The 13,705-nt window shown below is 42.5% G+C and carries 10 protein-coding genes; 5 read left to right on the top strand and 5 right to left on the bottom strand.

The annotated features are described in order from the left end of the window. Nucleotides 1-10 precede the first annotated feature (10 nt). Nucleotides 11-1,027, top strand: a complete 1,017-nt coding sequence (locus J4N45_RS24305; RefSeq protein ID WP_252015032.1) for a zinc-binding alcohol dehydrogenase family protein — start codon at nucleotides 11-13, stop codon at nucleotides 1,025-1,027. An 11-nt stretch (nucleotides 1,028-1,038) separates the two neighbouring features. Further along, a complete protein-coding gene (locus J4N45_RS24300) occupies nucleotides 1,039-2,046 on the top strand; it encodes an Ldh family oxidoreductase (protein ID WP_252015030.1) in 1,008 nt (335 codons plus the stop codon). 115 nt (nucleotides 2,047-2,161) lie between these two features. Here the strand turns inward: J4N45_RS24300 and J4N45_RS24295 are convergent, their stop codons facing one another. The 5 genes from J4N45_RS24295 to J4N45_RS24275 all read right to left on the bottom strand — a co-directional run bounded on the left by J4N45_RS24295 (nucleotide 2,162) and on the right by J4N45_RS24275 (nucleotide 10,081). Then, nucleotides 2,162-2,920, bottom strand: coding sequence for an IclR family transcriptional regulator (locus tag J4N45_RS24295; protein ID WP_252015028.1), 759 nt, complete (start codon nucleotides 2,918-2,920; stop codon nucleotides 2,162-2,164). 102 nt (nucleotides 2,921-3,022) lie between these two features. Next, nucleotides 3,023-5,392: a glycoside hydrolase family 2 protein gene (locus J4N45_RS24290; RefSeq protein ID WP_252015026.1), complete on the bottom strand. Its 2,370-nt coding sequence runs from the start codon at nucleotides 5,390-5,392 to the stop codon at nucleotides 3,023-3,025. Nucleotides 5,393-5,689: 297 nt separating this feature from the next. Beyond that, a complete protein-coding gene (locus J4N45_RS24285; protein WP_252015023.1) occupies nucleotides 5,690-5,980 on the bottom strand; it encodes a DUF2799 domain-containing protein in 291 nt (96 codons plus the stop codon). Nucleotides 5,981-6,405: 425 nt separating this feature from the next. Then, nucleotides 6,406-8,856 (bottom strand): glycoside hydrolase family 2 TIM barrel-domain containing protein, encoded by a 2,451-nt coding sequence (locus tag J4N45_RS24280; protein ID WP_252015022.1) that lies wholly within the window; start codon nucleotides 8,854-8,856, stop codon nucleotides 6,406-6,408. A 142-nt stretch (nucleotides 8,857-8,998) separates the two neighbouring features. Further along, nucleotides 8,999-10,081, bottom strand: a complete 1,083-nt coding sequence (locus J4N45_RS24275; RefSeq protein WP_252015020.1) for a glycoside hydrolase family 117 protein — start codon at nucleotides 10,079-10,081, stop codon at nucleotides 8,999-9,001. A gap of 450 nt (nucleotides 10,082-10,531) precedes the next feature. Here J4N45_RS24275 and J4N45_RS24270 point away from each other — a divergent pair, with 450 nt between their 5' ends. The 3 genes from J4N45_RS24270 to J4N45_RS24260 all read left to right on the top strand — a co-directional run bounded on the left by J4N45_RS24270 (nucleotide 10,532) and on the right by J4N45_RS24260 (nucleotide 13,586). Continuing rightward, complete coding sequence (locus tag J4N45_RS24270; RefSeq protein WP_252015018.1) at nucleotides 10,532-11,539, top strand: Ldh family oxidoreductase; 1,008 nt, start codon at nucleotides 10,532-10,534, stop codon at nucleotides 11,537-11,539. A 350-nt stretch (nucleotides 11,540-11,889) separates the two neighbouring features. Further along, nucleotides 11,890-13,161 (top strand): oligosaccharide MFS transporter, encoded by a 1,272-nt coding sequence (locus J4N45_RS24265; protein ID WP_252015017.1) that lies wholly within the window; start codon nucleotides 11,890-11,892, stop codon nucleotides 13,159-13,161. 23 nt (nucleotides 13,162-13,184) lie between these two features. After that, nucleotides 13,185-13,586 (top strand): hypothetical protein, encoded by a 402-nt coding sequence (locus J4N45_RS24260; protein ID WP_252015015.1) that lies wholly within the window; start codon nucleotides 13,185-13,187, stop codon nucleotides 13,584-13,586. The last annotated feature ends 119 nt before the right edge of the window (nucleotides 13,587-13,705 follow it).

Here is a 13,705-nt window from a genome sequence, read left to right as displayed (position 1 = left end):
GGAAACACCCATGAAAACACTTATTTGCCATGAACCAAATAGCATCGAATATATCGAACGTGATATTCCGTCGATCTTAGATAATGAAGTACTTATTAAGATTAACTCTGTAGGTATTTGTGGTACTGACATTCACGCGTACGCGGGCAGACAGCCATTTTTTTCCTACCCAAGAGTACTTGGACATGAGATCTGTGGTACAGCGGAAAAAGTAGGTCAAGCTTGTCAGTCGGTAACGCCGGGTAAGCGTTATTCTGTAATCCCTTGCGTACCTTGTGGGACGTGTTCTGCATGTAATGAAGGCAAAACAAACTGTTGTGAAAATGTATCGCTATATGGTGTTCATCGTGATGGTGGCTTTTCTGAATATTTAGCGGTTTACGAAGATAACTTAGTTGAACTTCCTGAGAATGTTAGCAGCTCAGAGGGCGCTCTGGTTGAGTGCTTCGCTATCAGTGCTCACGCTGTGCGTCGTGCTGAGATTAACGCTCGCAACAATGTCGTTGTAGTGGGTGCTGGTCCGATTGGCCTTGCCGCTGCGGCAATTGCAAAAGCGGAAGGTGCTAATGTCGTTGTGGTTGATGTTGATGCTGGCCGACGCGACCAAGTGGTTACCAAGTTAGGCGTTCAATCTCTCAACCCGCTTGAGGACGATTACGTTCAAAACTTGAAAGCAGCTTTTGGCGGTGAGTTAGCGTGTGTGTTAATGGATGCAACCGGTAATAAAGGTTCTATGTCACGCAGTGTAGATTTGATTCGCCATGGCGGAAAAATTGTATTTATCGGCCTTTATATCGGTGACTTAGTTCTAGATGATCCAACATTCCATAAAAAAGAAACAACACTGTTGAGCAGTCGCAACGCAACTCGAGTGGATTTTGAACGCGTTATTGAATTGATGGCTTCAGGCGCTATTAACCAAGATATCATGAAAAATAAAGACTATGACTTCCACACCTTCGGCAATAACTACAAGCAAGATGTTGTTGAGAATAAAGAGCTAGTCAAAGGCGTAATCAATTTTTAAAGGGAAGTAATATGTCTACAATCAACGTTAAATCAGAAGAGCTTAAATCTCTCGCGCTTGGCAAACTCCTTGCAGCAGGACTCGATGAAAAAACGGCAAATGAAGTGACGGATGTGTTAGTTCATGCCGACATCACAGGCGTGCACTCACATGGTGTGATGCGAGTTGAACACTATTGCAATAGACTTGCTGCTGGTGGTCTTAACGCAAACGCGAAGTTTACTATTGAACAAGTGTCTCCTTCGGTAGCCATTTTAGACTCCGATGATGGTATGGGGCATTCAGGTCTTATCGCGGCAACCAATCATGGTATTGAACTTGCCAAAGAGACTGGATTAGGTTTTGTCAGTGTTAAGAATACCTCTCATTGTGGCGCGTTGTCTTACTTCATGGAGCAAGCGACCAGTCAAGGTATGATTGCGATTGGCATGACTCAAACTGATACTTGTGTAGCGCCTCACGGTGGAGCAGAACGATTTTTGGGCACTAACCCAATAGCGTTTGGTTTCCCTGTTGAGGGTGGCACGCCAATGATCTTAGACATGGCAACCAGTGCAACCGCTTTTGGCAAACTATTGCACGCAAAAGAGACCAACCAATCAATAGGCGAAGGCCTAGCAATCGATGTCGAAGGCAATGTGACAACAGACCCTCATAAAGTTGAAAACCTGTTGACGTTTGGTGGTCACAAAGGGTCTGGTATAGCATTGGCAATTGATGCTTTGACTGGAGCATTGATGGGAGCAAACTTCAGCAATCACGTCGTACGCATGTACGGTGACTACGACAAGATGCGTAAACTGGCTAGCTTGGTGATTGTGATTAACCCTGAGAAGCTAGGTAATGCATTGTTCGCAGTGACTATGGCGGCGATGGTGTCTGAGTTGAGAGCTGTCGCACCAGTACCAGGTACAGAAAAAGTACTCGCGCCAAACGACCCACAAGTTGCTTACAAAGCTAAGTGTGAAGTTGAGGGCATCCCAGTCGCGAAAAGCGTCTATGCATACTTAACAAGTTAAAATAGTTCTCCAAAGTAGTGTTAACCGCCTTTTGATTTGATAGTCTCATTAGGCGGTTTTTTTATGGGCGCTATTTTGGTGTACAAAATTGCTTGATGGTCTCGAGACAGCCACGCTATCCATGAGTTATTTCTAGTGAAATCTGTCTCGCCGTGTTCATCATGGCATTTTTAAGTGCTTCACTTGATTCTTCTTTTGCTTTGGTTGGCAACACTGGAACCGTCAGTGCTCCGATTACTTCCCCCTCAGACTCCCCGATTAATGTTGAAATCTCTGTTATTCCGGGAAGGAAAGGGGACTCTGCTGTAGAAAATTGGCGTTGTTTAGTTTGCGTCAGCATTGCTCGAAAAGCGCTTTTTTTTCCTTTTTTTAGTGCGCTAAAATCTTCATCTCTATCTAAAATCATCGTTTGGACGGACGCTTTACTGTTGGCTAGAAGTATATGACCTGCTGCGGATTGAGAGGGGGTTGAAAGAACACCTTCCGCGACAGCGAGAGTGATAGGACCATGGTTGTTTGCATTGACGATAACCATAGACTGGCTTTGATACAACATAGACAGGTAACAAGACTGCCCACAGCTAAACGCCAAGTCTTCCATTAGAGGCAGGGCACGCCTTCGAATTCGATCTAACGGTGATATCTGCCTAGACAGAGTATAAAGCTTAAGAGACATCAGGTACTTACCTGAATCAGGATCTCGATTAAGATAACCGCGAGCCTCAAGTCCTATCAGTACGCGATAGATTTCGTTGCTACTACGATCAAGGGCAGAGGCAATTTCTGCCTGAGACAGTGGGGATTCTTGGGTAGCAAGAAACTCAAGAATATCCAATCCTTTATCTAATGCCGGAACCGCATATTTGTTCGTCATCTTTGACACTTAGTTAGGTTAATTACACTTTATGTACTTTACTGTATTGGGATAAAAATGAGGAGCTTGAAAGCTCCTCAATCTACAACCCTTTGTCTTAAGTTAATCTATATGCCACATTTCTGGCCAATATCGATACACTCCGTGACCGTGCTTTTCGAGTCTTTTATTCGCGTCAGCTAAGTAACTCAGGCTTTGTTTTTTAGCTTGGTCTTGATTGCCGACGAGAAGCTTGTAGCTATTTGTTGAAACTGTGTCTCCGTTTTCGTTACGAATGATACATTCGACGTCAAATGTGCCATCAGCATCCTGTGGCAACACCCAGCTTACGTTAGTAAAGAACGCCGATGAATCTGGGTCTACAGTGATTTGTATCTGATCTTCTCTGCCTGTCGGCTGTCCTTGATAATTGACCTGCCACTCTAAAACCAAATTACTGAACTCATGTTGATAGTCATTGACAACCCACAGCTCTGCGTTGAATTCCTCACCAGCTTCCCAGCGTCTCTTTTTAAAAGCAAGACTTGGCAAAAGCGGCTGATAGGTGCGTTTTAGATATTCAAATGAGCGTTTCTTCTCACCATAATAGTCAACCACACCCCATTTGATATCAGGCACATGGGTAATAAAGTGACAAATCGCGACACCGCTCATTTTTGGCTTTTGTCGGCGATAGTGTTCTAGGGCAAATTGAATCACGGTACCCTGTGCAATTTGTGTCGCTTCGACAAACTGCTCAAGTGAGTCCATTTTGTAATCGTTGAAGACTTCAAAGTTGAGATTTTTTAGAATATCAATATCAGCCCAATGATAGGCCCAGCTAGGTCCCATTGGCCATAGTTCTTGTTGCGGAATAAACCGTTTTAAGCTGCTGACATTTGGCGCTGACGCTGCAGTTAGTTCTGGGATGATCGCACAGTCAAGTGACGGATAATACTCTTCCATGAACTCCGCGCCACCCTGGTAGTAATGTTCGTTTGCATGCATCGACTCTTTGGGTTTGAACCCCATATTGATTGCTGACTCTGAGCTCAACGGAGACGCAAGTCCGTAGGGAATATTAGTGGCCGCATTGACCACTTCACCGATTCGCTCCATCAATATTTTATTGCCACTTTCTTCATGCGCACCAGAGAAGAAGACTTCTTCTCCACCCATCCAAAAAATTTGTGACGGATGATTTCTGCGTTGCGTAACGGTTTGATGGCACTCGTGTAGGACACCCTCTATAAACTCTTCATCCTTTGGATAGGCTTGTGTTGCAAGAGAGAAGTTTGTCCATACTGTGATTCCGAGTTCATCGCAAAGACGATAAAATTCAGGCACTTCTGGCGGATGCCAGCCAAAGATTCGCAAGTTATTGATATTGGCGTCTTTGACGAGGTTCAATCGATGCTGGTATTTCTCGTTATTATTGCGTCCATAGAAGAACGAGGGCTGACCACCCCAACAAGCTGAGCGAAGAAAGTGGCGTTTACCATTGATCTTGAATGTCCATGGGAACTCAACTTCTTCAGCTGTGAACCCTGGATTCATTTCCATCTCGACTTCTCTTAGTCCTATGGTTTCCGAAAAAGTATCCAGAGTAGAAGTGTCGGCTTCTAACAAAGATACGTCCAGCTGATAGAGGTTAGGTTTCCCCATATCCCACGGCCACCATAGTTGAGCATCTTCTACGACGATGGTGGTTTTTATTATGTTCTGGCCCGGAGAGAGTGAAACTGATAGCAGGTCAGTGTATGTCGCAGTCTCACAGTTTTTTCCGTTCACTACGGATGACAAAGACAGGCTTTTGAGATCTTTACTGCCATTTTTAATAACAGCTTCGATGTGTACTGTGGCGGTGTTGTCATCCAGCAAAGTTACATCGGTACGAACGTCATCAATGTGGACCGGATTCGTAGCCACTATTTTTACGGGGCGCCAGATACCAAAGGGAATTAAACCGGAGAAGTAATCCCCGGAAAAATTGACTTTTTTACCACCACAATTACGGTAGTTTTTTGGTGGTGGATCCAATTTAATCATCAGGTTATTAGAACCGTCTCTCCAATCTTCGTAACTTACGATGTCAGTAATATCAAAGTCGAAAGATGAGAACATACCTTCGTGCCTACCGAGAAACTGGCCGTTGAGCCAAACTTCACAACTGTAATCTACACCTTCAAAAATTAGCCTTATTTGCTGACCTTTCATCGCGCTATCGATAGCGAAGCGGCGTTGATACCACCATTCGTATTCTTGAACCCACTTAGCTCGATGCATGTTTCGGCCAAAATTAGGGTCTTCAAGTTCGCCAACTCGATAAAGATCAGTGTAAACATCTCCGGGTACAGATGCGAAATTCCAACTAAAAGTCGTACCTTGGTACTCGGCAGGCAAAAGATGCAACCCTTCCTCTTTACCTTGTCCAGGTCTCATTCGCTCCATTTGCCATCGGCATCCGCTTAGGTCTTGAACTCGTCTAGTCATTAGTTTTCCTTCATATATAAATTATTCATTTAAATATAAATGTCGGAGTGTGCAAAGGTAGGTTTTTTTGATGGTTATGTGAGGAGTAGCAAAATAAAAGATCAACAGAGTGGTTGGGGTTGATCTTTGGATCCTAAAAACGATTAAAGTCAGGTTATGAAAAAGATATTGCCGGTATTGTAATTAGGGGGGAATGTGCTGAAATCTGGGAAAGCGGGTATGGATGAGCATACATCACGCCAGAATGGCTTGCTGCATCCAATGAATGGGATTACCTATAACTATTGTGTTCGATGATCATAGTTTTTGGTATTGAGAGCAGATCCTTCCGTAGTGGTCGTTCATGTACTTTCTTTTCACTACGGGCGCGTAACTACAGTAGTCTGTACGTCCAATGTTGTACCCTTCTTTGTAAGCTGCCTTGTTAGCCTCTGAAAGCGTGCTTATCTGTTCGCTTGACATAGGATAGAGCCCTACAACAGATTGGTCATATCCGTATTGCTTCCATGTCTCTTCGTTCGCAGCCATATCAGGTGATGCTGAGCACCCACCAAGGACCAAAGCAGCAAATAGCCATGTTATTCTCATTGTGACACTCCAATTGTTTTGCTCACCTGTGGTCGGGTACGACCCGTAGGTGACTAATGACAGGCCTAGATAATGTCTATGGACAAAACTCCCGAGCCTCTAAAACCACTGCGAAAACTATTTATTTTTGGTATGACTAAAGTATCGAACAAAAATATGATAGTTCAAGTTGTTGATTAATATGTACTTTAGTTCGATATTGATGCGCCAAAACGATTGATGGTGCGAACAAGTTGGTAAGAGTTATTAAACTATCAATAAAAGAGGAAAACCAGTAACTTGGATTTATGCAGGTACTAGGTGAAAGGCGAATGCTACGTGTGGAGATAATCTATCGTTAATTCAGGACGTTGCGAAAATGCGAAAAAGTTGGTGGATGAATATAGTCAAGTAGCAAGAGTCTTGAGTACTTTTCCGCATGTTCTTTAGTGATTGTTTTTTGTTGATGAGTTTGAATGATAAGTAAAACGACCAAGAACTGGATGTCGTACTGACAAGGACCAATCTTCGTTTGGATCTTGAGTGCGTACTAATAACAACGTTTTACCTTGATAGGTGTTTAGTTTTTTATCCGAGAAGCACGTCTGACTCTGTACATTACCATTATCACTGCCTAACCAATCGAGGTTATTTGTTTGGTCGAGTGTACAGCTCGTATCTTTATGCACAATCGGCACACCGTTTTGATCAATGAGTGAGACCACTAGGTGTTTTACTTGATCGCTGCTGGAAACCACGTCTTCTTTGATTTTAATGGAATGCGGTTCATGAGCCGTGGCGATGGTGTTAACGCATATCGAGTTGTCACTGTTTTTGCCGATCGCTTTAATAACGCCAGACGAGAAAGGTACAGCCCAACGCAACATGCGATCATTCTGTTTGTCTAAGTGACGTACACCATATGAGATATCGTTCACCCAAAGCTCAACACTAGGACAGTTGGAAATAACTTCAATAATGACCCATTCATTGTCATCGTAATTCCAGTGTTGTTTTACTTCATGCCACGACCATAATTTTTGCTCCCACTGATGGGGATCACCTTCATACGCCGAGTAACTCGCCTTATCTATCTCAAGGTGGCTGTCTTTGTATCGGTGTGTGTAAATTTTGGTTAGAGGTGTCTTGGTCCAGAGCGATTGAAACAAAAAGTAACCTGGTTTTTTAAATCCCGCAGTATCAAGCAATCCACTGTTAGTCGTTGTTGTTGGCCATTGATTGTGTGACTCGCCTAAGTAATTAATTCCTGTCCATAGAAAAAGCCCGGAAACAAATGGACGTTCAATAACAGCTTTCCATTCATGCCATTGTGGTAGGTTTTCGTTACCAATAATTGGTAGGTGAGGGTAGTGCTGGTGACCATAATCATAAATGACACGTCGATAGCTATAGCCTATTACATCGAGAGCATCAGCATAGCCAGAAAGGTAACTGACTGATGGGAGAATACAGTTGGCGGTGATTGGTCGATTAGGGTCTATTGCTTTAACCCAACGAGCAAGACGCTGAGCGGTCTGACCAATGTCATATTGATGCTTGGGTAACGTGTTTAGCTCATGCGCGATCTGAGATGGAGAGTTCGGTGGAAGACTCCAAAAGTAGTTACCATCCCATTTTGGATCGAAAAATCCTGTTGCTTCAACATTTCTAGGGTATGTCCATTCAATTTCGTTGCCGATACTCCACATAAACACGGATGGATGGTTGTGGTGGCATAATATAGTGTTCTCTACATCCTTTTTTGCATCTTCTTGAAAATACTCATAGGAGCCGCGAGAATAATAGTCACTGTGTTGTTCGCCCATGTTGAGGCGTTTATCTTTCGGGTAATCCCACTCATCGAAGAGCTCATCTTGTACGAGTAAACCTAGTTCGTCACAGAGATTTAGCAGTTCATTGGATGCGGGGTTATGCGCAATTCGGATAGCATTAACACCTGCACTTTTGAGAGTGAGCAATCTACGATGCCAGACTTCTCGTGGTACAGCTGCTCCTACAATACCGCCATCATGATGCAAGCATACTCCCTGAATTTTCATTGGTTTCGTGTTGAATGAAAACCCTTCAACCGGGTCAAAGTTGAAGCTTCGTATGCCGAATCTTTCTTCGGTGGTATCGCGCAAGACACCATCAACATAAAGCTTTGATAACACGGTGTAGAGATAGGGCGATTCTGTACTCCAGAGTCTAGATCTCTCTACGGGTAGGGTGAGATTGTATTCTTCGGACTCGGTTTCAATAATCGCTTCGTATCTGCACACCGATACGGGTTCTTGTCCGTCTACAGCGAATACTTTTGAGACCAATGTCGCCGTTTTATTAACGTCTGATAATGAAAAATCAATCGTGACATTTTGATTAATTTCAGCATATTCATGTTTAATTAATGGCGTCGTGATTTTATTTTGCCATAAAGCGATATGAGACTCTTCAGTGACTACTAAATGTACATCTCTGTATATGCCTGATCCGGTATACCAACGGCTGTCGATGTAACGCGTTCGGTCAACTTTTATTAGTAACTCATTATCACCTTCTAAGTGTTTTGTGATGTCGATAATAAACGGAGAATAACCGTAGCGTTGAGTATGCAGATGTGTACCATTTAACCATAATTGTGAATGGTTGTAGATCCCGTCGAAAACTAGGAAGGCTTTTTGTTGTTGGATTGATTTTGGATTTATGAACTGTTTTTTGTACCAACCAATTCCACCGGGAAGATAGCCTGTTGCCCCATCTAATTCCGTTGAAAATGGTAAGGTAATACTCCAATCGTGTGGTAATCGAACCGATTGCCAGTCATCTGCTAAGAAGTTTGGTGTACTCTTTAAGAGAAACTGCCAATCATCATTAAATAAAACTTCATTCCTTGGCATAATAATAGCCTTATATTTGGTCGATATTCCCTTTACGCTTGGAGTAAGCGTAATAATATTAGATAGTTAATGGCAATTGACAAAAAACGTATCATCTCCAAGCTGTCAGAGATGATACGATGTAGTTGCTATAATTTTTAGGTTAATTGCTGTTCTGGAATGTGCCTGCGTCGAGTATTTGTCGTTTAACACGGTAACGGCAAATGAAATTCCAATTCCATGATGGATCGTACTTATGGCACAAGCCCCATTCGAGTCCAGGCGTCAAGGCATCTTCTTGTTCTTCTGGGCGGAAAATACCTAATGCTTCAGGTGCTCCCTTTATATAAGACATGATTTCGAAGTTAATACCGTCTTTTGCCCATTGAATCGTGTTTTTCTCTGGACCGTCTGTCGTAATCAAAGAAGCGATTCCGCCATTATGATGCCATACCGCGACTTCGTGACCACTATTCGTTATTGGGTTGTACTCTGACTTAATATATGGACCTAGAATATGGTCTGCAATCGCAACACCATGCTTTATCTCTCGCCCACCCATATTCATCTCTTCACCCATTGTTTCACCCTTGTAATATAGGTAAAACTTATCGTTGAAGAACATTAAACACGGATCGTGAACTTTATGACTATCAAAACTTCCCTTTGACTTCACGATAAATCGATTATCTTCGTCACCGAGCCACTCGCCATCTTTCGAAGGGCTCAGAATCGGCGCTTCAGACTTAGTCCAAGGACCAAATGGACTGTCTGACCAGGCCATTGCAATCTCTTCGTATTGACGATTGGTATAAGGCGATTTTACAGTTTGATATACGAGATAGTATTTATTGTCGTGGACAAGCACTTCTGGCGTAAACACGGCGCGGTCGTCGTACTGACCGGCTTCTCCCGCTTGTATGGCAGGTCCTTGCTCTTTCCACGTGATGCCATCTTCAGACGTTGCATGCCAGACTTCCGTGAGATCCCATGGGAACACTTTATCGGCGATATTGCCTGTGAAACCGAGTGTTTCGCCTTCGCCCTTCGTGTACCAGCAGTGGTATAGTTCGTCAGCTTTAATGACGGCCGTTGGGTCACGTCTAATCACACCATCTTCAAACTCAAAGTCACCTTTCAAATCGATAACGTCGAACTCTACCATCCATTCCGGGCCTTTCTTGTCATAGCCCAATTCGATAGCGCGACGGCTAGCGAGGCTGAGCTTTTTCCCTGAATTGTCCATTTTTACCTCTGAGAATCATGTTATTTTCTAGAAAGGTAAACCAATTTTAATTTTGGTGCAATAAGTCGTATCTTAAACTGATGCATTGCGTGACAGTGCGCACGAAATTTGTGTTTTAGAAAGTGATAGGCAGCAGCCTATGATTCGCAAGGGATTTAAAGTGCATGGCGGCTATAAAAGGGCAGGTAGCGGCTTATTCCAGACTAGCGTTACCCCGCAAAAAATGCCTACGCTTCGATGCTTGTATAAAGTGTTGAACATATTTCGATCGATTGGTTGGCCATCTGCGTTGCATTCTTGTTGTTTGTGATTGTTATCACTGAAATTAGTTCAACTATTCATTATAAATAGAGGGTATTGGTCAACCAGAGGTGGGTTTGGCCCGTGGAAAGACAATGAATAGTTCTGAAAACGTTTAGGCGATTCTAACATCAGGTTTAAGAGGTGAATATGACGACAGTTAGGGTAAAAGAAAAAGAGTTGAGAGCAATGGCAACTCAAAAACTTTTAGAAGCAGGTTTTACCGCTGCGGACGCACGTTGCGTTGTGGATGTGTTGATATATGCTGACCTAACAGGTGTTCATTCTCATGGTGTAATGCGTGTAGAGCATTACTGCCAGCGAGTTAACGCTGGTGGCTTAAACCCAATGACGACTCATCATTTTGAAAAAATTTCACCTTCTGTTGGTATATTCGATGCCGACGATGGGTTAGGGCATCCTGCACTCGCTGCTGCCACGCAATACGCCATCGATATGGCCAGGGATACTGGGCTTGGGTTCGTCAGTATTAAAAAAGCCTCACATTGTGGTGCACTTTCTTATTTTATGAATATGGCAACTGAAGCAGGAATGATTGGCATTGGCATGACCCAAACGGATGCTTGTATGGCCCCTCATGGTGGCGTTGGTCGGTTTCTTGGAACTAACCCAATAGCGTTTGGTTTTCCCGTTCAGGATAGTCATCCCATGATTATTGACATGGCGACCAGCGCCACTGCCTTTGGTAAATTGTTACATGCAAAAGAAACGGGTAGTTCAATTCCGTTAGGTGTCGCGATTGATGCTGAAGGTAATCAAACAACTGATCCGCACAAGGTGGAAAACTTACTGCCTTTTGGTGGTCACAAAGGCTCCGGTATTGCTTTAGCTATTGATGCATTAACTGGGATCCTTATGGGCGCTAAATACGGTAACAACATTACTGGAATGTATAGTGATTACGATAAGATGCGCGAGTTAGCGAGTTTGGTTATTGTGATCAATCCTGAACAATTTGGAACGCCTTTGTTTGCTCAATCGATGGCCTCTATGGTGAGTGAGTTAAGACAAGTTAAGCCAGCACCGGGATTTGACAAGGTGCTTGCGCCAAACGATCCGCAAGTTGAATACAAATCTGAATGTCTGGAGAGTGGAATTCCTGTCGCACCGGGGGTATACGAGTTTCTCAATAGTTAGAATCCGTTATTATTGCGACGAGGCGAACTTTGTATTTCATGGTTCGCCTTTTTTTTATGTAATGTCATTAGTGTTCGGCCTTTCAATTCTTCCATGGTGCGTCGGCTACCAATACAAAACGGTCACCCGTTGAGCTGGCTATAAATTGTCTTTTCTCGAGTTTCTCTCAATAAATTCGAAACAGGTTAACTTTTCAATCTGTTTGGTTCACCAAATTTGAGTTTAGTGTGGTCCAATAGCCCAAAGTGTTACACCTGTCACTGTCTGCTTTTGTTTAACACTATAAAATTGGCTTTAGAAATTTTGGACAAGTCGAAGTAGTGACTGTTTGGGTATATGACGGAGTAAATATGAAAACCGATTCGAATAAAGTAGCAATGGGCAAAGTTTGTCTTATGTACTTTTTTTACAACTTTTTTTGGTCTTTGAGTTCAGGTTCGCTATTCGCGGTATGGCTGAATGATAGAGTTGGTATTGATGGTTCACAAATAGGTGTATTATTTGGACTACAAACAGGTATAGCTGTTTTATTTAAACCTGCCATGGGTTATATCATGGATAAACTAGGTCTTAAGAAAAACCTACTGTACTTTATTTCAGTTCTCAGTGTTTTAATTGGGCCATTCTATATCTATGTATATGGTCCACTATTAAGTAATGAAGCTACGTTTGTACCTGGGATTATCGTTGGTTCGATTTATCTAGGAATGTTGTTCCAAGCAGGTAGTGGGGTTATTGCTTCTTATTCAGACCGATTTGCACGTTGTCACAACAATGACTTTGGTTTGGTAAATGGTTTTGGTATTGCTGCTTGGGGTGCATCTGCGATTCTAGCGGGCTACCTATATAACATTAACCCAGACCTTATCTTTGTTGCATGTAGTGTTGCGGCATTGCTAATGTTGTTCTTTGCTTTCTCATTGCGAGTGCGTCACTTGGACGAAGTCGACAATGACGTTCTATCGGCTGAGAAAATCAAGAAAGAAGATGTTATTAAGCTTCTGAAAAACAAAAAGATGTGGGCATTCATGACTTATGCCGGAACGATTTCTGTTGTTTTTTGGACATCAATGTCACAATTTACTCGCTACTTCATCAGTTTCTTCCCAACGCAAGAAGAGGGTATTACGTTTAGCTCAAATATGGATGGTATTACGGCAATATTCTTGTTTGCAGTTAGTGCTGGCGTACCATTTATTATTAAGAAAATCGGTGCAAAAGGAAGCTTAATACTAACTGCGGTTGGTATCACTTCATTCTTGTTGATGATTGGCTTCGCTGGCTTAGGTGAGAAAAATCTCTACCTCGCTATAGTAGCAAAACTACTGTTTGGTATTGTCAATCCGCTACTTATCGTGTCAGTTTTTGCTTATATTGCGGAACAGTTTGATAAGAAAGTTAACTCCTTCACCTATATGTTCGGTTTCCAAGTAATCAATAACTTAATGACTGCGATTGCTGCACCAGTGATGGGCACGATGTACGACTCGCATGGCTTCCCAATGAGTTATATCTACTTTGGTGTATTCTCTGCTGCCGCGACTATTCTTGCACTATTTACATTAAGTGGGTCGAAGAAAGCAAAAAATCAAGAAGCAAATGAAGAACCTATCACAGCGTAAATCATAATCATGGAGGAGTAATTATGAAAATTCTATATATTGTTCGCGGTCCATTTGGTACCGGTAAAACTGAGTTTGCCAATACGATTAGTGATAATGTTGTTTCTTGTTGGGATTATTATGCAAGATATGGTCAAAACAAATATGACGAGAAACTAAAAGTTCATGCTGATGAGTATTGTAGGGAGTCAGTGTTGAATTTAATGCGAGATGGTATAGAAACTATCGCTGTAACCAACTCGTTTTCAAAAAATAGTGATTTGGATTATTTTTATCAAGCAGCTACAAATCATGGGTATGAAGTGTTTAGTCTGTTTATGGATGCAAAAGATTCAGTTAAATATAAGAGAGATGCTCCAGAAGATGTTGTTCTGAAACAGATAATTAATCTTAAAAACAACGTTGCATTTCATCAAAGTTTCTAACTTGTTCATAACTGGGGACACGAATCCCCTTTTATTGTCATTCCTAAACAACCGCCTATGGCGGCTGCCTCTTGAACACTAGTCTTGTCCATGAGGCAGAGCGAGCTCTTTCAAAAATT

Origin of the sequence: Vibrio sp. SCSIO 43140, from assembly GCF_023716585.1 — a bacterium.
Classification (GTDB): Bacteria; Pseudomonadota; Gammaproteobacteria; order Enterobacterales; family Vibrionaceae; genus Vibrio; species Vibrio maritimus_B.
This window is presented reverse-complemented; position numbering and strand designations above follow the sequence as displayed.